Annotated in this window: 18 protein-coding genes; 16 read left to right on the top strand and 2 right to left on the bottom strand. The window is 67.9% G+C overall.

The window, feature by feature from the left end; all coding sequences use genetic code 11:
- From CW348_RS10160 to CW348_RS10150, 3 genes are read left to right on the top strand one after another with little or no spacing between them, the layout of a single operon-like run.
- Positions 1-2,892, top strand: a complete 2,892-nt coding sequence (locus CW348_RS10160; RefSeq protein ID WP_016188959.1) for a hypothetical protein — start codon at positions 1-3, stop codon at positions 2,890-2,892.
- Positions 2,889-4,103, top strand: a complete 1,215-nt coding sequence (locus tag CW348_RS10155) for a hypothetical protein (RefSeq protein WP_011292500.1) — start codon at positions 2,889-2,891, stop codon at positions 4,101-4,103. Before CW348_RS10160 ends, CW348_RS10155 begins: the two co-directional genes overlap by 4 nt.
- On the top strand, positions 4,094-4,627 hold the full coding sequence (locus CW348_RS10150) for a hypothetical protein (RefSeq protein WP_011292499.1): 534 nt from the start codon (positions 4,094-4,096) through the stop codon (positions 4,625-4,627). The genes CW348_RS10155 and CW348_RS10150 overlap by 10 nt, the downstream gene beginning before the upstream one ends.
- Before the next feature lie 21 nt (positions 4,628-4,648).
- On the opposite strand, the gene CW348_RS10145 is transcribed toward CW348_RS10150, so the two are convergent.
- On the bottom strand, positions 4,649-6,295 hold the full coding sequence (locus tag CW348_RS10145) for a serine/threonine-protein kinase (protein WP_104612759.1): 1,647 nt from the start codon (positions 6,293-6,295) through the stop codon (positions 4,649-4,651).
- Between the two features lie 105 nt (positions 6,296-6,400).
- Complete coding sequence (locus CW348_RS10140) at positions 6,401-8,254, bottom strand: serine/threonine-protein kinase (protein WP_011292497.1); 1,854 nt, start codon at positions 8,252-8,254, stop codon at positions 6,401-6,403.
- A 429-nt stretch (positions 8,255-8,683) separates the two neighbouring features.
- Here CW348_RS10140 and CW348_RS10135 point away from each other — a divergent pair, with 429 nt between their 5' ends.
- The 13 genes from CW348_RS10135 (at position 8,684) to pheT (ending at position 25,353) form a co-directional block, all read left to right on the top strand.
- Entirely contained in the window at positions 8,684-9,076 is a 393-nt protein-coding gene (locus CW348_RS10135) for a DUF948 domain-containing protein (RefSeq protein ID WP_011292496.1), read from the top strand.
- Positions 9,073-9,333 carry a DUF6167 family protein gene (locus tag CW348_RS10130; RefSeq protein WP_011292495.1) on the top strand — a complete coding sequence of 87 codons (261 nt, stop codon included), beginning with the start codon at positions 9,073-9,075 and terminating at the stop codon, positions 9,331-9,333. The genes CW348_RS10135 and CW348_RS10130 overlap by 4 nt, the downstream gene beginning before the upstream one ends.
- A gap of 1,918 nt (positions 9,334-11,251) precedes the next feature.
- Complete coding sequence (gene alaS / locus CW348_RS10125) at positions 11,252-13,921, top strand: alanine--tRNA ligase (RefSeq protein ID WP_011292493.1); 2,670 nt, start codon at positions 11,252-11,254, stop codon at positions 13,919-13,921.
- Positions 13,922-14,006: 85 nt separating this feature from the next.
- Positions 14,007-14,486: a Holliday junction resolvase RuvX gene (gene ruvX / locus CW348_RS10120; protein WP_011292492.1), complete on the top strand. Its 480-nt coding sequence runs from the start codon at positions 14,007-14,009 to the stop codon at positions 14,484-14,486.
- A complete protein-coding gene (gene mltG / locus CW348_RS10115) occupies positions 14,483-16,540 on the top strand; it encodes an endolytic transglycosylase MltG (protein WP_011292491.1) in 2,058 nt (685 codons plus the stop codon). The genes ruvX and mltG overlap by 4 nt, the downstream gene beginning before the upstream one ends.
- 65 nt (positions 16,541-16,605) lie before the next feature.
- The gene (locus CW348_RS10110; protein WP_011292490.1) at positions 16,606-17,454 is read left to right on the top strand and encodes a shikimate dehydrogenase; all 849 of its coding nucleotides are present in this window, start codon (positions 16,606-16,608) and stop codon (positions 17,452-17,454) included.
- A gap of 340 nt (positions 17,455-17,794) precedes the next feature.
- Complete coding sequence (infC, locus tag CW348_RS10105; RefSeq protein ID WP_081430426.1) at positions 17,795-18,370, top strand: translation initiation factor IF-3; 576 nt, start codon at positions 17,795-17,797, stop codon at positions 18,368-18,370.
- 177 nt (positions 18,371-18,547) lie between these two features.
- A complete protein-coding gene (gene rpmI / locus CW348_RS10100; protein WP_016188955.1) occupies positions 18,548-18,739 on the top strand; it encodes a 50S ribosomal protein L35 in 192 nt (63 codons plus the stop codon).
- A gap of 164 nt (positions 18,740-18,903) precedes the next feature.
- Complete coding sequence (gene rplT / locus CW348_RS10095; RefSeq protein WP_011292487.1) at positions 18,904-19,281, top strand: 50S ribosomal protein L20; 378 nt, start codon at positions 18,904-18,906, stop codon at positions 19,279-19,281.
- Between the two features lie 17 nt (positions 19,282-19,298).
- Entirely contained in the window at positions 19,299-20,126 is an 828-nt protein-coding gene (locus tag CW348_RS10090; protein ID WP_011292486.1) for an RNA methyltransferase, read from the top strand.
- Between the two features lie 415 nt (positions 20,127-20,541).
- Entirely contained in the window at positions 20,542-21,618 is a 1,077-nt protein-coding gene (locus CW348_RS10085) for an ATP-binding protein (protein WP_104612760.1), read from the top strand.
- Between the two features lie 121 nt (positions 21,619-21,739).
- Entirely contained in the window at positions 21,740-22,858 is a 1,119-nt protein-coding gene (pheS, locus tag CW348_RS10080) for a phenylalanine--tRNA ligase subunit alpha (RefSeq protein WP_011292484.1), read from the top strand.
- The gene (gene pheT / locus CW348_RS10075; protein WP_287463553.1) at positions 22,858-25,353 is read left to right on the top strand and encodes a phenylalanine--tRNA ligase subunit beta; all 2,496 of its coding nucleotides are present in this window, start codon (positions 22,858-22,860) and stop codon (positions 25,351-25,353) included. Before pheS ends, pheT begins: the two co-directional genes overlap by 1 nt.
- The last annotated feature ends 87 nt before the right edge of the window (positions 25,354-25,440 follow it).

Below are 25,440 nucleotides of genomic sequence, written 5' to 3'. Positions count from 1 at the left end.
GTGAGCACAACCCGCGGAGAGCGGGACCAGCGCATCCACCAGGTGGTGTTCCGGTGGACCGACCAGCACCTGCTGGGCGGGCGCGGCATAGGCCCGGTGGGGACGTCCCTGGGCCAGCGGGACCTGGCCTGGTGGAGCGGCCTGTTGGACAACGGGGACCTGGTCGGACTGCTGCACCCCGACCGGCCCGCACTGGGACTGCTGCGGCCGCAGTCCCGTCCCGGCATGGCAGTGATCGTCCGCGCCGACGCGGTACCGACCTCGTCCCGGGGCTCCCACCAGCTCCACGCTCTCGTGGGAACGGCTGACGTGCTGACTGCGCGGCTCGCCTTCGGCCTGCGAGACTGGGACGGATGGCTGCCCCCTGCGGACGGTTCGCTAGCCGACCCGCAACTGCCGGCGCTCGACCCCGCGGACCTGGAAGCCGCGAGCACACTTCCTGGCCGAGCTGATCCGCAAGAGGTTGCGGCGCTGCTGCGGCACGTACTCCGCCACCCCGACTACCACTTCCACTTCGCCGGGGCGGCCAGCGACCCCTACGCTCTGGGACACGCACTGGCGAGCCTGCTGGACGTCTCCCTGATCGTGGAAGGGGACGTGCAAGCGGCCGCCGTCCAACCACGAATCGCGGTCACCGTAGAGAAGACCCACTTGCGCATCCCGCCCGCGCACTGGTACCGCAAGTCCCCTGCCAGCCGGGCGCCGCTGGAGGACTGGGCAGAGGACATCGGCTACCTGGTGGAACAGGTGCTCGCCGCCCCGTCACAGGCCACCCCGCGTCGCCCACAGGAACTCCTGCAGAGCCTGTCCCACCTGCGCTACCAGCGCCAGGGCTTGTACCGGCTGCTGCGGCAGGCGCTCCGGATCGACACCCAAGGGGAAGAAGTAGCCAAAGCCCGCCGCTACCTGGCCCAAGACGACGGCCTGCGCTGGGCGCAGGGAGAATTCACCACGCTGAGCCTCAGCGAGACGACCGAACTGTGCCGGTTCTGGCGGGACTGGCCCAGCATGCCCGAACAGCTCACCGCGTTCCTGCGGAGCAGGGTGGCTTCCCTCGCACTGGACTGGGAGGACACCCCCGAACTCGACAGCCTGCGCGCCGCAGGCCAGCGGCTGTTTACTTCTCCCAGCTCAGCCCACAAACGCAGCGAACAGATCCGACCAGTATTCGACCGGATAGCCCGCCTATGGCAGGAGGGGCAGGGGCGCTCCACCATCGACCGCGGCGTACTGCTGTGGCACGCGCGGCAACTCGCCGACCTGTCCGCCACAGAAGTCCAGGCCCTGGTGGAGAAACTGGAAGTCCCCGCAGCACACTTGATCGTCCTCGCTGCCCACTACACGGGGGACCCTGGGACCCGGGAGTTCCGCCGCGGACTGCTCGGCGCCCTGCAGCAGTGCGCCACCGCGACGCAGGACCATCAGGAAGCGGTCCGTGCGGAACTGCAGGAGAACGGCTTCTTGCTGGAGGCACTAGCCGACGAGACAGCGGAGCGGCGACGGGAGCTCTTCGGCAGTCTGCTCGTGCTCGGCTACGGGCCACCCCAAGCCGGCCAGACCGACCCCCAGTTGTCCCGCCAGTTGGAGCAGGAGCTCACCCGCGTCGGTGGGCACCCCCTGTTCCACTCCCTGCTGCCGATCGCGGCCCGACACCTCACCATCGCATCGCGGCTCCGGATCTGGCGCGAGTTTCCCCACGTGGGAAACGCTTTGCCGCTCGACGGTGCGAGCACCTACCTGGCGGGCAGGCTCCTCCGTGCTCAGACAGTGGAGGAATTCCTCCAGACTCTGCGCCTGCTCTTCGACTTGCGATGCACCGGCGCGCTGCAGGTGCACGAATTCCAGCAGGTGTGCCAGGAGCACGAATACTTCCAAGAAAAACTGTACGCCTTCCGCGACACAAAGGACCCCTACGGCGAGGCAGGGCTGGACATCATCTTCGCCTTGGCAGAGCTGATGTGGCTGGCCAGCGGAGAAATGCCCCCAGAGGACCGCGAACGCGCCCTTTCCGAAAAGAAAGTGCGGGAACTGGAGCGGGAGGAACGGTTCCCCGATCCCCCCTATTTCCGGCTGGCGCTCATCCGTGTCTCCGCCACCCACTGGGGCCACACCGCAACCTCGGAACGCCTGTGGAACAGTTTCCCGCTCCACCTGTCGGAGCACTTCCGGCGCCATCCAGGCCTGGTTCAGCTGGTCGGAGCCCCTCCCGTAGCCGAGACCGGCCGTCGTTGGGGGGCGCGAAGAAAGCTGTGGCCTAGGGCAGGGGAGGAGAGCACCAGGAACACGAGCGAAGCGCCTTCGCTCCCCCTGGACCCCTCCCACCCTGCCGTGGAGGACCGCGACTCCGAGATCAAGAGCCAGGATCTTTCGGAGACCCCGCACCGGGATGCCGGGAGGGCTGCGACAACCTACCGGCTGCCGGAGCCGGGTGGAGCCGCGCACGGTGCCGACGACAACACCACCGTGGTCGCCGACGAAGAGTGGGACGCTGAACCCTACGGCACAGGGCCGAGGCAGCACCGCAGCGACGAAGCCCCCCTGGTGTTTGCGCCTCCCGCTGCCGCTCGAAAACGGACCTGGCTGTCCCCTGTGGTGGAGGGCTGGCACCGGCTTCGGCGATTCCGCCCTTGGGCAGGGCGGACAACGCGGACCCGGAAACCAGAGAAGCAGTCCTTCACGTACCCGGGACTGGGGCCTTGGGCGCGAACTGCGTTGGCTGTGGTCGCCGCTGTCCTCATCATCCTCGCCGTCATCGCCCTGATTCTTTACTTCAGCTTCCGCCTGCTCAACAGCCCGGTGAACGGTGTTCCCCAATCAAGCCAGTCCGTTTCTGCCCCTCCGGCACCGAGCCCTACCTCTCCATCGCTGTCATCTGAGGAGACCTTCAGGTGAGCACCTCGAACAGCCGTGCCCACGACCTGGCCGCCATCGCTGAACAACTCGACCGTCACGCCAGCACCGCGCCACCGGCGAGCGCGCAACTACTGCGCTCTCTCGCACGCAGCCTGGCTGACGGCGGCGCAGACCTGGCAGCTACCGACCTGGTCGCCGCCTATCCACCCGACTCCCTCATGCCTGACCTCCCGCCGCCGCGCTGGATGAGCCTGCTGCTGTGGCTGCTGCGCGGGATCCGCGACGTCCTCATCTTCCTGCCAGTGTTCTGGACGTGGTACCAGCTCATGCAGGTGCTGTCCGCTTTCAGCGACGCCCCTGAGGGAGCCAACTTCCTGTACGGCTGGCAGCAGGGCGGTTTCACCGGTACCGGCCAGTTCGAACCGCTCAGCACCACTGCGCTCTGGGTCTGCATCTTCCTGCTCGGCGTGATCGGCGCGACCCTCCTCGTCCACCTCCTGGAGGGGATCACTGACGCGCTCAGCGACCGCAGCCGCGAGCGCGAGGAGATCACCCAGTTGCTGGCTTTGGCCACCTACCTGATTCCGGACCGCCCCGACTCGATGCGCACGGAGATCCGCGGCGCCAGCGAGACCCTGCAGGGGATCCGCCGGGCGATGGCCGGCATGGAGAACGCGCTGAGCGCCGCGACGGACAGCATGCACGGGGCCGCAGCCGACATGCGCCAAGCAGCCGACGGCATCGCCGAAGCGCTCGCCGGGGACCCCCGGGAACAGCTCATCCAGGCGCTCGACGAATGGCAGACCCGGATGGGGCAGCTCGCCGACGCGGTCCGCGAAGCCCGCACCCCCGCCGAACTCCTCGAAAGCCTCACCACGCTCACCCACAGCGCCGTCGAAGGCCAGGAGCGGTTCGGCGAGCAGACCCGCCGCATCCTGGAACTGCTGCAGCAGCAGACCACCCTCGTAGAGCGGAGTATCACCGAGTCTGCGCAGTTCGCTACGGACACAATGGACCGGGTCACCGCAGCCTTGGAGAAACTGGAACGGGTCTCCGAGGAGCTGGCCACGGCCCAGGACAAGCTGGGCGCCTTCACCGAACAGTCCAGCAACACCTTGCGGCGTGCCGTCGACGAGTTCACTGCTCTCTCCGACGAACTCGCCTTCTTCATTAAGACTGTGCAGCACGACGTGACCCGGCGTCGGAATGAGGAACTGGTGGGCGGCCGCGAGGAGGACTCATGGTCCTGACCAGACGCCGCGCACGCACCAGCAGTCGGATTCCAGCGATCCACTTGGCGGGCTGGCTCTTTGCTGACTTGCTGCTGGTGCTGTTCCTCGTCTCGCTCAGCGCACAGCACGCCCCCGAAGCCCCGGAACCCCCTCCGCCGCCCCCACAGAAACTGCTGAGCCCTGATTCCTGCGAATTCACGGTCCGGCTGGGCAGCGGATTCACCGTGGACCGAGACAGGGTCGTGTCCGAACTCGAACGTATCCTCTCCGATCCGGACGACAGCGACTTCACCACCGGCGACGGCTACGGCGAGCCCAGCGACAAGTGCCGGGAGCACCTGGCCGAGCGGCGGGAGATCGGTTTCGTCATCGCCTTCGGCAGCGGCAGCAGGGAACAGATCGGGGCAGCCAAAGAGTTCGCCGCCGACGTCACGGAGATCGCGATCGAAGAGATCCCCCAGTTCGCGAACGCGAAATACCGGGAACTGTGGACCGGAGGCAGCCCGGGGTCCGTCGAACTCTCCCTGTTCTTCCTGGAGTGAGGGGATCCGTCCCGGGGACCGTCAGCCCTGCCGGACGGCCTCGGCGAACCGCCGCGCCGTGTCCGCGGCGACCGAGGCGATGACCACATGGGCCAGCCCTTTGTCGGTGTTGGGGTCGGCCTGCACCACGGCTTCTTGCTGGCTGGCCCACCAGCAGGTGGGGCATTGCAGCGCCAGCACAGCCTTGCGGTGCCGGTCGAGTTCGTCGGTGCGCCGCCGGACAAGCAGCGCTGTCGCATACACTCGGTCGACCAGTTCCTGGTCCGGGGGCAGCAGGATCCGCGGATGCCCCAGCGCGTCGTGCTCCGCCCAGATCTGGTGCCGCAGCTCGCGCAGCGGCTCCCACGTGCGGTCCACGACGGCGACGACTTGGGAGCGGAGCCGCCGCAGCACCCGGCAGCCCCGCCCGAAATGCTTGCTCACGCACAGGACGTGCCGGCAGATATGCTGCGCCGCGTACTTTTCCACGATCACGCTGCGCTCCCCCAAGAGACGGCGCAGCAGAGCCTGTTCCCGCGCCCCACCGGAGGCCAACGCGACGAGTCCGTCCTCGTCGACGGGGTAGCCCCGATACCTGGGCCGCTCGTGCGGGGCTAGGAGGCTAGCGATCTCCGCAAGAGCCTCGTCCAGTTCGGCAGCCCCCAGGCGCGCCTCGGCGGCCCGGTGCACAAGGTCGCGCAGGCCGCGGTCGGCTCCCATGCGCCGTGCTTCGCCGAGGATACGCTCCTGGTTACGGCGCAGCCAGGGAACCGGATTGGCGTAGTGCTGCTGCATCTCCAGGACCAGCAGGGTTGCCGCGTCGCCTGTTTTCCGGGAGACGCGGGGCATGGCGAACGGCCGGGGGGAGCCAAGGGCGTCGAGCTCTTTCAGCAACTGCTCCGCGGTGGGGCGCTCCGCCGGGTTCTTCGCCATCGCCCGCACCGCGAGATCCGCCAGCGGCCCCCGGAAACCATGCAGTTCAGGCGGGGAGTGCAGCACCCGGTGCATAACTTCTTCGGGCGAAGGGGCGGTGAACGGCAGCTGCCCGGTCGCGGCGAACACCACGACACAGCCCCAAGCGAAGACGTCCGCGGGCGGGGCGGACACACCCCGGTACCGTTCCGGGCTGATCGTGCCCGCTGTACCGACGGGCGGGGCCCCGGTCCCGGTGAGCCCTGCGGCGCCCAGCGACCGTGCGATACCGAAATCCAGTACGACCGGTGTGCCGTCGGAGTAGACCATGATGTTGGAGGGTTTGAGGTCGCGGTGGACAATGCCCGCGCGGTGGATGGCGCACAGCGCGGCAGCGACCCCCCGGGCCAGCAAGAACAGGCGCTGGCCGGACAGCTTCCCGCACTGCTGCAGGTTGCGTCCCGGGACGTAGGCGGTGGCCAGCCAGGGGCGGCCCGCGGCAATCCCCGAGTCCAGCAGCGGGACTACATGCTTGTCCCGCAGCCGCTGCAGCGCGCGGACCTCCTCCTGGAACCGTCGACGCTGCTGGCTGATATCCGGGACCATCTCCGTGCGCATGAGCTTCACCGCTACGCGCCGCCCTTGAGGGTCCAGTGCGGCGTAGACGACACCCATGCCTCCTGAACCCAGGCGGCCGACCAAGTCGTAGCCGGGGATGCGGATGGCATGGTCGCTGGGGTGAAGGGGAGGAAGGTCAGACGGAAAACCGTGGGGCATTGGCGTTCCTGGTTCCGGGGGTTCTCCGTCGATTATCGACCGTCAGAGATCTCCGCGGTGCGGATTCCCGGAAACCGGGTGGAGGCGCGACGGGCGCGCCCCCACTCACGCCGTGGGCAGCGGGTAGAGTTCCGTGACCTTCGTGATCACCGGCAGACCCGTCTCCGGGTCCGGCTCCCCGAAGGTCACCTCGGCGATGACAGCATCGCCCCAGCTCAGATAGTTCCCCAGGTCGCGCCCGGTGACTTTGTAGGTTCCCCGGCCCTCTTCGTCGACATACACCTGGTCGGGGTTCAGGCAGAAGTGCGCGCACATCACCTCGGCGTCGGAGGCGATCAGCGCCTCCAACGGCTCCTCAACCCCCGGCACCGGGGCCCACGCTTCGCTCCACTCCTCCGGGGTGACCTCCCGACCGTTGAGCCCGGCGAACGCGTCGTCGCCGGAGGCGGGCTTCACCGGGGTGTAGGGCCACGGACCGGCCAGCAGGTGGACGTCGCTGGAACTGTCCAGGCGCACCACCAGGGTGCCGGTGTCCCACGCGGGAGGCGGCTCCTCCTGGGGCGCCTCCTCGGGAGCGGAGTCGGGTTGCGCGGTGACGTCCTGCGGTTCCGGATCGTCGCCGCGCAACGCGGACACGGCCCATACTCCACCGCCCAGCAGGAGCAGGGCCGCGGCAGCGCCGCCGCCCACCAGGGCAAGGAATCGCTTGTTCGGTCCCTTCGAACCCGATGGTCCGGTGGACGGGGAGGAAGCCGGTGGCGCGGCCGGAGCAGAGCTGCTGGACGACGGGGCCGACGCAGCCTTCGCTGGGGTGTCGGTGTTGGCTTCCGTGTCCTCTTGCGCTGTGACCGCGGTCGCAGCAGCACCGGAACTGGTGGGCCCGGTGCTGTCTGGAGCATCAGCAGCGGCAGCCGAGGAGGCCGGCTGCGCCGTGGAGCGGGACAGCAGGGGAACCGGCATAGTGAGAGACCTGAGGCCGCTCTTCTTGCCCCGGGCCCGGTCGTCCAAGTGGACCACGCGGGGAAGGAGCGCGGGTTCGACAATCCCCTGCCATTCCCGGGTCAAGACCCGGGTGACTCCGCTGCCCGGCCCGGCTTCACTGCCCACTGTGCCCAGGCTGGACTCCCACAGCGAGATCGAGGAGCGCACCAGTTCGCGGATGTTGGGCCGCTCCGCCGGGTCAGCCGCCAACGCCGACTCCAGCAGGGAACGGATCTCTTCTGCCGCATCGGAAAGGTCAGGAGAACCGGATGCGATGCGTTCCGCGACCTCCTCGGGGGTTCCCGTCCCGAAGGGAGGCTTCCCTGTGGCGGCGAACGCAAGGACGGCGCCCCAGGAGAACACGTCAGAGGCCGGGGTGGGCGCCTCGCCGCGCAGCCGCTCCGGGCTCAGCCAGGGTGTTGACCCCGCCGGAGCTGGCGCCTCACCTGACAGCGCGCAGTCCAGCAGCCGCGGTCCCGCCGAGCTGAGCAGCACACTGCTGGGTTTGAGGTCGCCGTGCACCACGTCCAGAGAGTGCAATGCGGACAGGGCTTCGCCCAGTCCGGCGGCCAGCGCAGTCAGCCGCCCCAGCCGCAGGGGCCCGCGCTGGTCGATGTACTGCTTCAGCGGCGTGCCCGGCGAATAGCGCGTGGCCAGCCACGGAGGCGTGCCGTGGACGTCGAATGCCACAGGCGGCACGTAACAGCGCCCGTCTACAGCGCCCAGCGTGCGGAGCCGCTGTTCGAGTCGGGTGCGTGCAGCCTCGTCTGCGACACGGGACGACGGGATGACCTTGACGGCAAGCAGTGCCTCCGGCTCCACGTCCGGGTGAACAGCAGCGTAGACGCTGCCTGTTTCCGTGGCGCCAAGCCGCCCCACGAGCACGTACGGCCCGATGGTGCGGGGATCCTCCGGGGCGGTGGGAGCCAGGTCAGGGGGGACCAGAACGGAAATCGTCCGTTCAGAACGTCGACTCATCGTGGTCCTGTCTCAAAAAATCCGAGGTGAAGTGCTGAAATGCACGTTAGTAGCCAGTCGGTGGTTTCCGTAATTATCCGGAGAACTCGGTCGTCTTGTCAGGCTGAGACATCTCTATCTTCCCTGCTGGGGCCGCCTTGGTGAATTCGCCACTCCGTGTATCGGCTTATCTACTTAAAGTGTTTGCCTTGCGGGTCCGATACGCGCAGCAGGAAGTGAGAGCACCGTAGCAAGAGAGGACCGAGAAAGGCTCGCCTCAGGTTCCGTAGCGGGCAAGGAAATCGCGATAGTGTCAGACCGATCCGGCTCTATTGTGCGGTGGCGGCCGCACCCTTGGGGCTGTCAGGCCGCCGGTGGAAAGCCGTCTGTGCCGACCCGGAGTCGGTCTGGTCAATTGCCTCAATAATCCCAATCGTTAGCGGAGTCCGCATGCTCACCGGAGGAGAACTCGCGGCCCTGGTCGCGTCCATCGTCTGGGCCGTGGTGGCTGTGTTCCTGTGCGTGGCCCTGGTCAAGCTCACCCGGTTGCTGACCGAGGCAACCAGGGCGGTGTCGGAATTCCGGGAACGCACCGCACCGCTGCTCGACGACCTTGCCGCCACGGTCGAACGCGCTCACGGATCACTCGACCGGGTCGAGGAGATCACCGCGAATCTCGCCAGCAGCAGCGAGGACGTCTCCACGGTCACCGCGCTCACCCGTTCCGCGGTCACCGGGCCGCTCATCAAGGTCGCGTCGCTCTCTTACGGCATGCGCCGCGTGCTGGGGCGCCGCAAAACCCTGGCGTTGATCCGTACCCGCCGCAGAAAGGAACGCGTGTGATCCGCAGAACCGTGTATTTTGTGGCCGGAATCGTGGTCGGCGGCTATGTGATGTACCGTTTCGGCCGCAGTGCCCGACTCTGGAGTCCGGGTGGTATCGCCGACCGGGTGGAGAAGCGGATCGGTTCCTACCGGGAGGCACTGCGGGAATTCAACGAGGACGTGGCCGAGGCGGTGCGCGACTACGAGGAGGAGCTGCTCCGCCGCTACGCTCCCGACTTCCAGCGTCAGGAACTCCCCGAGGCGTCCCGTTACTGACCAGCGCTGGTGGGTGGGGCCCGCAGAATTCTGCGGGCCCCACACCGCCGGACCTGGCTGCGGGACCGCCGTCGTCTCCTTTCGTCTGGACAGCACCTCTCAGTCCCGTCGCGGGGAGGCTGCCCGCTCCCGCGGCCACGTCTCCTGTTCCGCTTGCGACCGGTAGGCGGCTTCCTAGGGCGGATTGTCCGGCAATAGTGGGGAACACCTGCCCGGACAGGGCCGCAGGCCACGGGAGGGAAATCCACGGACAAGAGTGCCCGGCTCTACGGTCGAAACCCCGGCAAGGGGTCACAGGGGGCACACAAAGAAGTCTTTTTGTCAAAAAGCTCTTCGTGAAGAGCCTTGACCCACGACGACCGTATGAAGAATTTGTTTCCGGCGACAACGTTCGGAAAGAAAGACGACGTTTTATGCAATCTTCTCCCGTGCAGCGGAAAGAAGATGGTTTCCTTTGTCGCGGAAAGCATTGAGGGGATGCCTGCCGGAGCGGCGATTCCTGCGATAGGGAGCGGCCCACGACCGGGTCGTCCTCGCGGGCGGGGGTGAGGCGGCCGGCGGAGTGCCGTCTGCTGCGAGCGCAGCCCCGACACCCTTGGAGAAGCAGCAGCGCCGGAACCGTGAAGAAGTCCATGGGACACCGCGGTAGGGCACGAGCAGCGCGTCGCGGGAAACGAAAGATCATCTTCGTGATCCGGCGCGGAAAGCCCTGGAGCGCGAGTGGTGTGCTGCTGTTTCGGGATTCGAAGGGCGGGGACGGGCATCCGGAGTATCGGCCGGCAACCGCGTCGGGGCGACAAACGAATAAAAAGTTTCACACCCGGCAATCCGCTCGAATGGCCGCCCACAGTGAAGGGGAGGGTCAGGGAACGGAACACTCCCAGCGGAGCGGCTGGTCCACGAGCAGCGCATCCCTCCCGAGTACGGTCTGCGATCCCGTCCAGCATGGTCTCGGCCGCCGCTTCTTCATCGCTACCGAAGAACAGGTGTGCTGCGTGCGAGGGCAACGGTCTGTCATAGGAAGCAGAAACGGCCATGGGAGCGGATCTGGCGCTACCACCGCATGGGCCGCGGGCTGCACCCGGCGGACACGGCGGTGGTGTTCGGCTGCCAGAACTGGGCGTAGCCACCTACGCAGCACAGCTCTACCCCGCCGGATACTTTCTTGGAAACTCCTCGCCGAAGCGGGCCTCCGCCCCGCCCTGGTGCTGCTGGTGACCATGCCTTATAGGGGACGTCGTGCCTGCGCCGCTATCCGCAGGCTCTGGCCCGAGGCGGAGGCGGGCTGCGCGTCCGAACCGGTGGCCTTCCCGACTACCTGGCCGGTATCGGCAACGCCCGGCTGGTCATCGACTGCCACGCCCGCAGGTTTGCCGTTGCACCGCACGTGCCCGAGAACGTCCACACCGCCTACCAGGCGCTGGTCAACGCCGGGTCCACCAGCGGCTGACCCAACCCTGACGTTGTTTTTGCGGTGCACTGGCCCGGGGAAAACCCGGTTGTCCAGCAGTGATCCTCCGCGTGCCGAACCCGGGAAATACCGGTCTCATCCGCACCCGAGATCACAAGGGAGTCACTGCGCGACAGATACCGCTAAGATCCTGAACCGCCGTAATTCCCCGGTTTCGGGCGTGTCCTATTCTGCTGTGCATCACATCACCCAGCGAGTAGCCTGGGGCGGTGGACGGTGCGTGACCATGGTCTCCCTGGTGGGGAGAGCCGCCGGGGTACTGTACCGACCGCGTCAGTAGGGTGTCTCCGGTTTTCGGGGCCGCTGAGCCGGCGTGGAATGGGAAACGTCCACGTATCGTTCGCTCTACCATAGGCGCCTGATATCCGCTTACCTGCCAAACCTCGACCGGGCGCCTCACTCCACTCGACCGGTCGACTGGAGTCCTATTCACCAGGAGGGCATCACATGAAGTCGGCAGAGATCGCTCGCCGCTTCCTCGCATTCTTCGAGAAAAACGGACACACCGTGGTGCCCTCGGCAAGTCTTATCGCTGAGGACCCCACACTGCTGCTGGTCAACGCGGGCATGGTGCCGTTCAAGCCGTACTTCCTCGGCCAGCGGACTCCGCCCTACCCGCGCGCCACCAGCGTGCAAAAGTGTGTACGCACCATTGACATCGACGAAGTCGGCAAGACCACCCGGCACGCCTCCTTCTTCCAGATGCTGGGCAACTTCTCCTTCGGCGACTACTTCAAGGAGAAGGCCATCCCGCTCGCCTGGGAGCTGCTCACCACCTCGGTGGCCGACGGTGGCTTCGGCTTCGACCCGGAACGCCTGTGGGTCACCGTCTACCTGGACGACGACGAAGCCGCGACCATCTGGCGGGAGAAGGTAGGACTGCCCGAGGAGCGCATCCAGCGGCGCGGCAAAGCCGACAACTTCTGGTCGATGGGTGTGCCCGGACCGTGCGGACCCTGCTCGGAGATCTACTTCGACCGCGGCCCCGAATACGGCGCTGAAGGCGGCCCCGTAGCCGACGAGGACCGCTACCTCGAAGTGTGGAACCTCGTGTTCATGCAGTTCGAGCGGGGCGAGGGCAGCGGCAAGGAGGACTACCCGATCCTCGGGGAGCTGCCCAGCAAGAACATCGACACCGGCATGGGCCTGGAGCGCATGGCCGCCATCCTCCAGGGTGTCGACAACATCTACGAGACCGACACCCTCGGCCGGATCCTGCGCCGCGCTGCGGAGCTCACCGGCACCACCTACGGGGAGAACGAGCGCGCCGACGTGAGCCTGCGGGTCATCGCCGACCACGTGCGCACCGCCACCATGCTGGTCGCCGACGGGGTGCGGCCTGGAAACGAGAAGCGCGGCTACGTGCTGCGCCGTATCCTGCGTCGGTCGATCCGCAACCTGCGCCTGCTCTCCGGGGACGAGTCGTTCCACATGCACGACCTCACCGCGGTCGCGATCGACGCGATGGGCGACCAGTACCCCGAGCTGCGTGCCGACGCGGACAAGATCCACAGCATCATCGACGCGGAAGAGAAGAACTTCGCGGACACGCTGCGGGCCGGCACCACACTGTTCAACCGGGCGGTCCGGCGCACGAAGGAGACCGGCGGCACCGTGTTCTCCGGCGCCGACGCGTTCCAGCTGCACGACACCTACGGTTTCCCCATTGACCTGACGCTGGAGATGGCCGCCGAGCACGGCCTGAAGGTCGATGAAGAAACCTTCCACCAGCTCATGCAGCGCCAGCGGGAGACCGCCAAGCGCGACGCGCAGGCCAAGAAGCTCGGCAACGCCGATATCAGCGTCTACGGCAACCTGTTGGAGACCGGCGGCCCCACCGAGTTCCTCGGCTACACCGACTCGGAAAGCGAAGCCCGGGTGCTCGGCATCATCGTCAACGGCGAGTCCACCGGGGCGGCCCGCAAGGGCGACCAGGTGGAACTGGTGCTCGACCGCACCCCCTTCTACGCGGAAAGCGGTGGCCAGCTCGCTGACAAGGGCACGATCACCGTGGACGGCCGCGGCGTCGTCGACGTCGAGGACGTGCAGAAGCCCATCCAAGGCCTGTTCGTGCACCGCGGCACGGTCCGCGAGGGCGAAGTCGTCGTCGACGACACCGTGCACGCCGCGATTGACACGGGTCGGCGCGCCTCCGTGTCCCGCTCGCACTCGGCGACCCACCTCATCCACTCTGCGCTGCGGAACACCCTCGGCCCGTCCGCAGGCCAGGCAGGGTCGGAGAACCAGCCGGGACGGCTGCGCTTCGACTTCACCTCGGACAAACCGCTCGACGCTACGGAAATCGCCCAGGTCGAGGAGGAAGTCAACGAGGTACTCGCCCGCAACATCGAGGTCCAGTACCTGGAGACCACCCTTGACGAGGCGCTCCGGATGGGCGCGCTGGCCATGTTCGGGGAGAAGTACGGCAACCGGGTGCGCGTGGTCGACATGACCGAGTACTCCCGCGAGCTGTGCGGCGGCACCCACGTGGCGGCGACCGGGCAGCTCGGCCTGGTCAAGGTGCTCGGGGAATCCTCGGTCGGCTCCGGGGTGCGCCGCGTGGAAGCGCTGGTCGGCTTGGACGCGCTGCGCCGCGTCTCCACCGAGTCGGCGCTGGTGGGACAGCTTTCCGAGCAGCTCAAGGCGCCGCGCGAGGAACTGCCGCAGCGCATCGACAGCCTGGTCTCCCGGCTGCGCGCCGCGGAGAAGGAGATCGAGCGGCTGCGCGCCGCCCAAGTCCTCCAAGCCGCCGGAAAGCTGGCGGAAAGCGCCCGCGACCACGGCAACAGCCGCGTGGTGACCCACCGGGTTGAAGACGGCACCACCGCCGACGACATGCGCAAGCTCGCGTTGGACGTGCGCGGCCGGCTCGGTGAGGACCGGCCCGCGGTGGTGGCGATCGCCGGCGTGCCCAGCGACCGCCCCGTCGTGGTGGTGGCGATCAACAAGGAAGCCCAACAGGCGGGCTTGAAGGCGGGCGAGCTGGTCGGCGTGGCGGCCCGTGCACTCGGCGGTGGCGGCGGCGGCCGTCCGGACATCGCCCAGGGTGGCGGCAGCGACGTGACCGCCATCGACACGGCGCTGCGCCTCGTGGAACAGAGAGTGGCGGGGTCGTGAACAGAGGGCGGTGGCTGTCGCCCTGGCCACTGGCCACGGGAAGGCCAGGGGACGTGAGCGCCGGTGCCGTACGGGGAGTTCTCTGGTGAGAACAGGAGTGCGGCTCGCTGTCGACCCCGGAGCCGCCCGGATCGGGGTGGCCCGCAGCGATCCCGACGGGATTCTCGCTATCCCCGTGGAGACAATCCGCCGCGGACCGGGAGATCTCGACAGAATTGCCGCCCTTGTGCTTGAGTACGAAGCTCGGGAAGTCATCGTTGGCTATCCGGCGTCACTGTCCGGAGCCGAGGGGCGTGCCGCCCGCGCGGCGCGCGCGTTCGCCAAAGCGCTTGCGCGCAGGCTCGCCCCGGTTCCGGTGCGACTAGTCGACGAACGGCTGACCACGGTGACCGCGGAGCTCCACCTGCGCACGGGCGCTTCATACCGCAAACGCGGGGCCCGTGGCGGCAGAGCCCGCCGATCGGTCATTGACCAGGCGGCAGCCACTGTCCTTCTCCAGAACGCCCTCGACACCGAGCGGCGTACCAAGCTGCCTCCCGGTGAACTCGTCGAGGGGACGCCATGAACGGCAACGACCACTATGACGACCGCCCGCGCCGCGCACGCCGGCCCGACCCGTTGACGGACCCCTGGCCGCCGCCACGGGATACCGACGCGGCCCCTACCGGGGCGAGGGCCGCCGACTATGAGGGACGCGGATACCGGGACGAGTACGGGGTAGGGCACCGGCGCGGCACGGAGGTCCCCCGACAGGACGGCTTCGCATGGCAGCCCTCCTCCGCCACGCAGACCACCGCTCCCACCGGGGGAGCGGAACCGCTGGACGGGACGGAACGCCCCCGCGGACGGCGGAGACGGCCGGGGCCCGCGGACACCGGCTCCTTCCCGTTCCCGGTGTCGGAAGCCGAAGCCTTGCGTGAGCAGCCGCGCGGACGGCGCCGTAGACCCGAGAGCGACGAATCCGCCCGCTGGGCCCCCGAGTCGGACCCGCTATTCGACGGCAGGGGGGCACAGCCCGCAGGGCCGCGGTCGGCAGAACGCTACGACCAGCCGCCCGACCCTTTGACGGCTTCGGCGTATGCGGGGCGCCGCGCCAGGTCCGCCCACCCCGCGGAATACCCGCAAGGGCGGGGCACCACCCCGCTCCGCGACGAGCAGCGGCCCGGTACAGCGTGGTCGGATGATCCGCTGTGGTCCCCTGCCGACCCCGGCAGCCGCAGAGAAAACGACGACATCCTGGACGGCCGCACCCGACGGCGGCAGCCGAGCGCCGACGAGGACCGGGACATCCCCAGACGAGGCCGCCGAGCCCGTCCTCCCGCTTTTGACGAAGCGGACAGCGCCCCGCCGCGGGGACGCCGCTCCCGTACCGTCTCCCCGCAGACCGGGGAGACACCGACCGCCACGGCGAGCCTAAAGACACGCGAGACCGATCTCGACGACGAAGACTCTGACGCACTCCCGTTCCCGTTCACCGAGGACGAAGACGACGAGGCCCCGCCCCGGCGCTCCCGCAGGGGCCGCCACAGCGGCCGACGGGCTGCCGGTCGCCGAGCCAAGAGCAGACGGCAGCGGAAGAAGAGCAAAGTCGCACTCGCCAGCGCCCTGATCGTGTTGAGCCTGTTCCTGGTGTCCGCCGGGACAGGCGGCTACCTGCTCCTGCGTACCTACATCATTCCTCCGGACTATTCCGGGGAAGGCAACGGCGAAGTCGACATCGTCATCGAGGAAGGCGACTCCGGAACCGTGATCGCGGAGAAGCTGCACCAGGCCGGGGTGATCGCGAGCGTGCGCGCGTTCACCAACGAAATCCGCTTCTCCGACATCAACTTCGTGCCCGGCACTTACCGGATGCGGCTGGGGATGAGCGCGGAGGCGGCGGTCGCCCTGCTGCTCGACCCGGAGAGCCGTATCGCGCTGAACGTGACTATTCCGGAAGGACTGCGCGCCGAGCAGATCCTGGACCGGCTGGCTGAGCAGACCGGAATCCCCCGGGAAGAGTTCCAGGAGGCCTACGAGGACCACGAGTCGCTGGACTTGCCCGAATACGCCACTCAAGGGCCGGAAGGGTACCTCTTCCCCGAGACCTACGAGTTCGACCGCAGCGCCTCTGCGACTGAGATCCTCCAGCAGATGGTGGCGCAGTACCGGAAGGTCGCTGCCGAGATCGACCTGGAGAACCGGGCAGCAGAGGCAGGATTCGACCCGAACGAGATCATGGCGATCGCCGCGATCGTGCAGGCCGAGTCCGGAAAGATCGAGGACATGGGGAAGGTCGCCCGGGTCATCTACAACCGCCTGGACGACGGCATGTACCTCAAGATGGACAGCACCTGCTTCTACGCCCTCGGCGAGTACGGCATCGCGATCAACCGGGACCAGCAGGACCGGTGCCGCAACGACGAGACCGGATACGACACCTACTTCCACGAAGGACTCCCGGTCGGCCCTATTGTCAGCCCTGGTAAAGATGCCATCGAAGCTGCGCTCGCCCCGGAGGAGGGGCCCTGGCTGTTCTTCGTGACCACCGACCCGGAGAACGGGGTCACGAAATTCACGGACAGCGAAGCCGAGTTCTGGGAACTGGTCAACGAGTTCAACCAGAGCCAGAGCGGCTGAGCTGCGTCTCCCATGCCAGGCTGGAGCAGAGCAAGCCGACGGTTTCCCCCCGGAGGAGGACATTCGTGAAGCGAGCGGCCGTCCTCGGTTCGCCGATCTCCCATTCCCTCTCGCCGGTGCTGCACACGGCGGGCTATACCGCGCTCGGTATCGCGGACCAGTGGCATTACGGCCGTTACGAATGCGACGAGCACGGTCTCGCCGCGTTCCTTGACCAGTGCGACGAGTCCTGGGCGGGCCTCTCGTTGACCATGCCGCTCAAAAAGGTCGCGCTGACCCTCGCAGATGAGGTGGAGGACACGGCCGCAGCGGTCGGGGGCGCGAACACCATCATCTTCGACAAGGGGCGGCGGCACGCCTACAACACCGACGTCACGGGGATTACCGAGGCGCTGCGTGAGGCGGGCATCCACCGGCTTGACACGGTCACCATCCTGGGGGCGGGGGCGACCGCCGCGTCCGCACTCGCTGCTGTGCGCCGGCTCGGCGCTACCGAACCCGGCGCGGTCACCGTGCTGGCCCGTGACCTTTCCCGGACCCGGGACCTCGCGGCTGCGGCGGAGCGGATGGGCGCCCAGGTGAAGTTCGCGCTGCTCACCGAGATCGACCAGCACGTGCATGCGGATCTGGTGGTGTCGACGCTTCCCGCGGGGGCAGCCGACCAGTGGGCGGAGCCGGTGGCCGCGGCGAAGACCCCGGTGTTCGACGTCGTCTACGCCCCGTGGCCTACCGTGCTGGGGAGCGCAGCCGCCGCAGCGGGAGCGGTGGTGGTTGGGGGGTTCCCCATGCTGCTGCACCAGGCGGTGGCCCAGTTGACCCTGATGACGGGGTACGAGGCCCCGGTTGAAGCGATGCGTGCTGCCGGCGAAGCAGAGTTGGCGCGCCGGGCAGCGCGGAATAATCTGGACACGTGAGTGTTGTCACTCGTGGGGAGTCCCGAGAGCGGTGACATCCGGTGCCAAGGAACGTCCTTAACGGTCCGGTTTCTTGGTAGAGTAGGCAACGACCTGATCCGGTGCAGGTACGCGCGCCGGACCGCAAGCGGAGGAAGAACCTCCCACCTGTAGTGCCTGCGGGTGCCACGGGTTCTGGTAGTAGCCACAGGGCGAGCGGAAAGCCGTGCGGCGTTCCGTCCCTGTGGTGGTTCGACCCCGCTTGCATTAGCTGGCGGGGTTTTCGTTGTTCCGGCATATGCCGCTCTGGAGACCCCCGCAAGGTAAGCGAAAACCCGACGAAACATGAGGGAGGGGTCCCATCAGCGCAGAGCCCCGCATTAACGACCGTATCCGGGTGCCCGAGGTCCGTCTCGTCGGCCCCAATGGGGAACAGGTCGGTATCGTTCCCGTGGCTGACGCCCTGCGTCTGGCGCAGGAGGCCGATCTCGATCTTGTGGAGGTCGCGCCGACCGCGCGCCCGCCGGTCGCCAAGCTGATGGACTACGGCAAGTTCAAGTACGAGTCCGCGGTCAAGGCCCGGGAAGCGCGCAAGAACCAGTCGAGCACGGTCATCAAGGAGATCAAACTCCGTCCGAAGATCGACCAGCACGACTATGAGACCAAGAAGGGTCACGTCGAGCGGTTCCTCCGGAGCGGGGACAAGGTCAAGGTGACCATCATGTTCCGCGGTCGTGAACAGTCCCGACCGGAGCTGGGGTACCGTCTCCTGCGGCGACTGGCTGAAGACGTCCAGGAACTGGGTCAGGTCGAATCCCAGGCCAAACAGGACGGCCGCAACATGGTCATGGTCCTCGGTCCGCACAAGCGGCGCGGCGACCAGAAGGCCGAGGCGCGCGCTGCGCAAGGCGGAAAAGGGCGCGGTAAGCGCGGTTAACGCCGAGAAGAATTTCGGTCGAGGCGGCTGAGGACATCCGCCCGACGTATGAAGGACAAGCGCGGTCGCGCGGCCCTGTCCGGGTCGCGCACCCCGCTTTCTTCATGCGCCGGGTGGGAGTTACGCCGCCCTGGATGGGCGGCACACCAATCGGAAGCGAAAAGGAGCGACGGCGGCATGCCGAAAAACAAATCCCACAGTGGGGCTAGTAGGCGTTTCCGGGTTACCGGCACCGGCAAGATCATGCGTCGCCGTACCAACAAGAACCACCTGCTGGAGCACAAGCCGAGCAAACGCACCCGGCGCCTGAGCGTGGACGTGCAGGTGTCTCCGGCCGACGCCAGGAAGATCAGGAAGCTGCTCGGCTGACCCGAACCCCGCAGTTCTAGGGACGCGGTCGTCGGCGGTTCCGCGCCCCGCCGCGCAGCCGTGTGCGGCGGAGACCGCACCGGGCCAGGAATCTCCGCCGAACTTCCTGGTGACTATCGCCGGACGGTGCGTCCGGAACGTCTGTCTCAATCGAGGAGTCACAAGTGGCACGCGTCAAGCGGTCTCTCAACGCAAAGAAGAAGCGCCGGGTCGTTCTCTCGCAGGCCAAGGGGTACCGTGGCCAGCGGTCCCGCCTCTACCGCAAGGCCAAGGAGCAGATGCTCCACTCGATGACGTACGCCTACCGGGACCGCAAGGACCGCAAAGGCCAGTTCCGTCGTCTGTGGATCCAGCGCATCAACGCGGCCTCTCGCGCGCACGGTCTGACCTACAACCGTTTCATGCAGGGGCTCAAAGCAGCCGGCATCGAGGTGGACCGCCGTATGCTCGCTGAGCTCGCGGTCAACGACGCCGCCGCTTTTGCCGCGCTGGTCGAGACCGCCAAGAAGGCTATCCCCGCGCCGAGCGAGTCCGCGGCCTAGCGACGGTGTAATCGACAATGGCGAGCCACGAGTTCACAAGCATTCGGTCTCCCAGAATCAAGGGAGCTCGTCGGCTCGCCAAACGTGCTTTCCGACAGCGCGAACGGCGTTTCCTCGCCGAAGGCCCCCAGGCTGTCCGGGAAGCGCTCGACCTGCCTGACGTGGTGCACGAACTGTATGCGACCGCCGAGGCGATGCAGCGCCACACCGCTCTCATCCGCACCGCCGAACAGGCAGGTATCCCCGTCCACCGGGTCACTTTGGACGTGATGGGGGAGCTGGCGCAGACAGTGACCCCGCAAGGGCTGCTGGCGGTCTGTTCTTTTGTCGACGTTCCCCTGTCCGCGGTGGACCGGCCGCGACTGGTCGTGGTTCTGTCGCACGTCCGCGACCCGGGGAACGCGGGCACTGTGCTCCGCAGTGCGGACGCCGCGGGGGCGGACGCCGTCATTTTCACTGACGCCTCCGTGGACCCGTACAACGGGAAGTGTGTGCGGGCTTCAGCCGGCAGTCTCTTTCACCTCCCGGTCGTGGTGGGCGTGCGGATCGAAGAGGTCACCGGTTTCCTCCGGGACGCCGGGCTCACCCTGCTTGCCGCGGACGGTCAAGGGAAACGCACTCTCGATGAGGCCGCTGATGCAGGCATGCTCACCGGTCCGGTGGCGTGGATCTTCGGCAATGAGGCATGGGGACTGCCGCAGGAAACCCTTGCGCTCGCCGACGAGACGGTCAGTGTCCCCATCTACGGCCGCGCTGAGAGCCTCAACCTCGCTACTGCCGCGGCGGTCTGCCTCTACGCCACTGCCCGGGAACAGCGCCGCACCCGCCTTTCCCCCTCGTCTTGACGCACTACCGGGGATCGCCGCCTGGCCGCCCCCGTTATGCGTCTCACGCGTGGCAATCCCAGATACGGGTAGCACACCTGCGCGGCCTGCCATCTATGCGCTGAGCTGTTCCGGAGCGGCCGTACCCCGGTGGATGACCTGATCTGGACCGTTGGCGCGGGAAGCGGAGGCTTGCCCGGTTCCCTAGGGGTACCGCTACGCTCCTCGTCTCGGAGCCCCGCGGTCCGGCGACACCCCCGCCCCCGTGCCTGCGGTACGTCAGGAGACGTGCCGCGCGCGTAGCCGCCGCGACCAGCGGGTAACGACCTTTCCGGGAGCGGTGTCCCGGGGAGCGTCGGACACTGGCGGTGCATAACCAGGACTGTGCCGCTAGAGCAAGCGGCAGGAACGTGTGCAGAGGGCTTGGGAGGCGGTCGTGAGTAGCGGCCAGGCGACAGTCAGTGACCATGGTGGGTGTGCGGCTCTGCTGTCGGACGAGGACCTTCCCGACGGGCTGGTGGTCGCAGACGACCAAGGCCGGGTGATCACCTTCAACCGCATGGCAGCCCGTCTCACCGGGGTGCCAGCAGACCACGCCCTCGGCAAAGACTTCCGCGATGTACTCCCGCTCCACGACCCTGAAGGCCGCGACTGGTGGAAGTGCACCGACCCCTACGGGGGGCTGCGGATCCGCGTCCGCCAGCCGGAGCGGCGACTCCTGATGCCTGACGGCCGCGAACTCATGGTGGCCGCCCGCTACGTCCGGGACACACCCTGCGGGGAGGTGGTCCGGCTCGTGGTGACCCTGCGCGACGCTTCGTCCCGGGCCACTTCGGAGCGGTCCAGCGCCAACCTGGTGTCCATGGTCGCCCACGAGCTGCGCTCCCCGCTGACCAGCGTCAAAGGTTTCATCGCCACGATGCTGGCCAAGTGGCACCGGCTCACCGACACGCAGAAGATCTTCATGTTAGAGACGGTGAACGCCGACGCGGACCGGGTCACACGGCTCATCACTGAACTGCTCGACGTCTCCCGGATCCAGTCCGGCCGGATGGAAGTGCGCCGGCAACTGGTCGACCTCGGTGAACGGGTCCGCCGCATCATCGCCGGGCGTGTCGCGGCAGGCGAGCCGGAGGACCGTTTCCGGCTGGATGTCCGCGGTCCACTGCCCGAAATGTGGCTGGACGTCGACAAGATCGATCAGATCATCACTAACTTGGTGGAAAACGGGCTGCGGCACGGCGCTGGTACTGTCACGATAGTGATCGAGCCGTACAAGGGAGGAGCAGCCGTGTCGGTGCGCGACGAAGGCGAGGGCGTCCAGCCCGAAGCTGTCCCGCGCGTCTTCCGCCAGTTCTGGCGCGGCAAACGCCGCGGAGGCACCGGCCTGGGGCTGTTCATCGTCAAGGGCCTGGTCGAGGCCCACGGCGGCACGATCACGGTCGGCCGTGCGCCCAGTGGCGGCGCCGAGTTCCGATTTACCGTGCCCGCCGGCACTCCCGAGTTCGTGTAACGGACTCGACGGCGGCGGGCTTCGCGAGCACTTCCCCGTTGGTTTGTGTCCACCCGCCGCACGGCGGTGGGCCGCGATATTCCGTCCCGCCCACGTCGCGGGATTGCGAGGCAACCACCCTATGTCTGCACCCAATCACTCCTACGACCCGGTCGAGGTGACGCCGCTTCACCCGGACGAGGTCGCACGCATGCGCGATGAAGCGCTCGAGGCTATCGCCAAGGCTTCCACACTGGAAGAACTCAAAAAAGTCCGGATCGCCCACGCCGGGGACCGCTCCCCGCTGGCCTTAGCGAACCGGGAGATCGGCGCCCTGCCGCCCGCGGCGCGGGCTGATGCGGGCCGGCGGGTGGGCGGTGCCCGGCGCGAGGTCAACGAGGCGCTCAAAGCGCGCCAGGCGCAGTTGGAAGAGGAGCACGAGGCGCGTGTCCTCGTCGAGGAGACGGTTGACGTCACCCTGCCCTACGACCGGATTCCCCGCGGGGCCCGGCACCCGCTGACCACGATCGCCGAGCGGATGGCGGACATCTTCGTCGGCATGGGCTTCGAGATCGCTGAGGGGCCGGAGGTCGAAGCCGAGTGGTACAACTTCGACGCCCTCAACTTCCTGCCCGACCATCCGGCCCGGACGATGCAGGACACTTTCTTCATCGCCGGCCCGGACGGTGAAGAGTCCGGCATGGTGCTGCGTACGCACACGTCGCCCGTGCAGGTGCGCGCACTGCTGGACCGCGAGCTGCCCGTCTACGTGGTCGTCCCCGGCCGCACTTTCCGCACCGACGAACTCGACGCCACCCACAGCCCGGTCTTCCACCAGTTGGAAGGACTCGTGGTGGACGAGGGGATCACGCTGGCGCACCTGCGCGGCGCCATCCAGTTGTTCGTGGAGCGGATGTTCGGCGAAGGGCTGCGCACCCGCATGCGCCCGTCGTACTTCCCGTTCACCGAGCCTTCCGCCGAAGTGGACATGGAGTGCTTCGTGTGCCGGGGTGCCTCCGTAGGCAACCCCGAGGCCCCCTGCCGGACCTGCTCCTCGGAAGGGTGGATCGAAATCGGCGGCTGCGGCGTGGTCAACCCGCGGGTGCTGGTCGCCGCTGGAGTGGACACCGAGCGGTACAGCGGCTGGGCTTTCGGCCTGGGCATTGAGCGGACGCTGATGTTCGCCCACGGGGTTAAGGACATGCACGACATGGTCGAAGGTGACGTCCGGTTCACCGCGGCCTTCGGGATGGAGATGTGATGCGGGTTCCCGTTTCCTGGCTGCGCGAATACGTCGCACTGCCTGCCGAGGCCACCGCGCGCGAGCTGGCCGACAAACTGATCAGCCTGGGCCTGGAAGTCGAGACTGTCGAGGAGGTCGGCGCTGACATCAGCGGCCCCATCGTGGTGGGCCGGGTACTGACCATCGAAGAGCTCACCGGGTTCAAAAAGCCCATCCGGTTCTGCACCGTGGACGTGGGCGACGCCAACGGTACGGGGGAACCGCAGGGCATCATCTGCGGTGCCCGCAACTTCGCCGAAGGCGACCTGGTCGTGGTGTCGCTGCCCGGCGCGGTCCTGCCCGGCGGTTTCGCGATCTCGGCCCGGAAAACCTACGGCCGCATGTCGGAGGGCATGATCTGCTCGGCGAGCGAACTGGGCCTGTGGGAGGACCACGAGGGCATCATCGTGCTGCCTGAAGGGTTCGCCGAGCCCGGCACGAAGGCCGACGACCTGCTGGGGTTGCGTGAGTCGGTGCTGGACATCGCGGTCACCCCGGACCGGGGCTATGCGCTGTCCTTGCGCGGTATCGCCCGGGAAGTGGCCGCTGCCTACGGTGTGGAGTTCACTGACCCGGCGGTCCGCCCGCTGCCGTCCGCTGCCGAGGGCGGCTATCCCGCGAGTGTCGCCGACCCGGCGATCTGCTCCCGCTACGTGCTGCGCGGTGTCACCGGATTCGACCCGGCCGCGCCCACACCGCTGTGGATGCGCCGCCGACTCCACCTGTGCGGGGTGCGTTCCATCTCGCTGGCCGTGGACATCACCAACTATGTGATGCTGGAGTTGGGGCAGCCGTTGCACGCCTGGGACCGCTCCACCCTGCGCGGTCCGATCGAGGTCCGCCTCGCCCGGCCCGGCGAGAAGCTGGAGACCCTCGACCACGTGGTGCGCGCCCTGGACCCCGACGACATCCTCATCACTGACGAGTCGGGGCCGATCAACATCGCGGGTGTCATGGGCGGTCTCAGCACCGAGATCCGGGAGACGTCCACGGACATCCTCATTGAGGCGGCGCACTTCGACGCCGCGCATATCGCCCGCACCTCCCGCCGCCACCAGTTGTCGTCGGAGTCGTCCCGCCGTTTCGAGCGTGGGGTGGACACCGACATCCAGCTCGCCGCGGCGACCCGCGCAGTGGAGCTGCTCGCGGAACTCGGCGGGGCGACGATCGAGGACGGGATCACCCACATCGACCACACGGTTCCCCGGGAACCCATCGTGGTCCGGGCGGGGCACGCAGGCCGGGTCGCGGGCGTGGACTACCCCGTGGAGACCGAGATCGCCCGGCTCCGCCAGGTCGGCTGCGAGGTTGTCCAGGAAGGCGACACGCTCAAGGTCACGCCGCCGAGCTGGCGTCCCGACCTCACCGACCCGAACGACCTGGCCGAAGAGGTCATCCGCAACGAGGGCTACGAGAACATCCCGGCCCTCCTGCCGCAGGCTCCTCCGGGGCGCGGACTGACCCGCGGGCAGCGGCTGCGGCGTGCCGTGGGACGGACGCTCGCCGACCGGGGATTCTTCGAGGTTCTGAACTATCCCTTCGTGGGGGTGCGCGACTTCGACCGGCTGCGTCTGGACGAGGATGACGCGCGGCGGACCGCGGTGCGACTCGCCAATCCGCTCAACGACGACGAGCCGCTGCTGCGCACCACCCTGCTGCCCGGCCTTTTCAAGGCCCTGGTGCGCAACGTGGGGCGCGGCTTCACCGACATTGCGCTGTTCGAAATGGGGCTGGTCTACCGCCCCAAGCCGGACGCGCCCGCCAAGGCTCCGATCCTGCCGGTTGACCGGGCGCCCACCGCTGAGGAGCGCGCCACCCTGGAGGCCGCGCTGCCGGAGCAGCCGCGCCACATCGGTGCGGTGCTGGCGGGACAGCGGCTGCGCTCCGGCTGGTGGGGCGGTGGTGAGCCTGCCACGTGGGCCGATGCCATCCACACCGCGAAGGAAGCGGCAAGCGTGGCCGGGGTGGAGCTCATCGTCCGCGCCGCCCAGTACGCCCCCTGGCATCCGGGACGCTGCGCTGCGCTGTACGTGGCCGACGGCGACCGCGAGGTGCTCGTGGGGCACGCCGGAGAGCTGCACCCGCGGGTGATCAAGGCCTACGGCCTGCCTTCGCGGACCTCGGCGCTGGAGATCGACTGGGACCGGATCGAGGCAGCGGCGGCAGCCGCCACCGCGCCGCAGATCTCCACCTACCCGGTGGCAACCCAGGACGTCGCCCTTGTGGTGGACGCGTCCGTGCCCGCGGCCGAGGTGGAGGCGGCACTGCGGGAAGGCGCAGGTGAACTGCTGGAAAGCGTCCGGCTGTTCGACGTCTACACCGGGGATCAGGTCGGTGAGGGCCGCAAGTCGCTCGCGTATGCGTTGCGGTTGCGGGCCCACGACCGCACTTTGACCGTGGAGGAGACCAACCGGATCAAGGATGCTGCCGTGGCAGCGGCCGCGGAACGTACCGGGGCAGTGCTGCGCGGCTGACCGGTTCCAAGCCGTGAGGTGGCGAGGAGTGTGGGGGATCGCCCGACCGGGCGACCCCCACTCGTGTGGAGCATCGTGCGTCAGCCG

Source organism: Thermobifida sp. (assembly GCF_017577275.1).
Taxonomy (GTDB): Bacteria; Actinomycetota; Actinomycetes; order Streptosporangiales; family Streptosporangiaceae; genus Thermobifida; species Thermobifida fusca.
Note: the sequence above shows the minus strand (reverse complement) of the source record. Positions and strands in the feature narration are given on the sequence as shown.

Bases quoted from the DNA above. Each gene is read 5' to 3' on its own strand.
- CW348_RS10150 (WP_011292499.1), top strand. From the start codon at position 4,094: ATGGTCCTGACCAGACGCCGCGCACGCACCAGCAGTCGGATTCCAGCG.
- CW348_RS10145 (WP_104612759.1), bottom strand. From the start codon at position 6,295: ATGCCCCACGGTTTTCCGTCTGACCTTCCTCCCCTTCACCCCAGCGAC.
- CW348_RS10140 (WP_011292497.1), bottom strand. From the start codon at position 8,254: ATGAGTCGACGTTCTGAACGGACGATTTCCGTTCTGGTCCCCCCTGAC.
- CW348_RS10135 (WP_011292496.1), top strand. From the start codon at position 8,684: ATGCTCACCGGAGGAGAACTCGCGGCCCTGGTCGCGTCCATCGTCTGG.
- alaS (WP_011292493.1), top strand. From the start codon at position 11,252: ATGAAGTCGGCAGAGATCGCTCGCCGCTTCCTCGCATTCTTCGAGAAA.
- mltG (WP_011292491.1), top strand. From the start codon at position 14,483: ATGAACGGCAACGACCACTATGACGACCGCCCGCGCCGCGCACGCCGG.
- rpmI (WP_016188955.1), top strand. From the start codon at position 18,548: ATGCCGAAAAACAAATCCCACAGTGGGGCTAGTAGGCGTTTCCGGGTT.
- CW348_RS10090 (WP_011292486.1), top strand. From the start codon at position 19,299: ATGGCGAGCCACGAGTTCACAAGCATTCGGTCTCCCAGAATCAAGGGA.
- pheS (WP_011292484.1), top strand. From the start codon at position 21,740: ATGTCTGCACCCAATCACTCCTACGACCCGGTCGAGGTGACGCCGCTT.
- pheT (WP_287463553.1), top strand. From the start codon at position 22,858: ATGCGGGTTCCCGTTTCCTGGCTGCGCGAATACGTCGCACTGCCTGCC.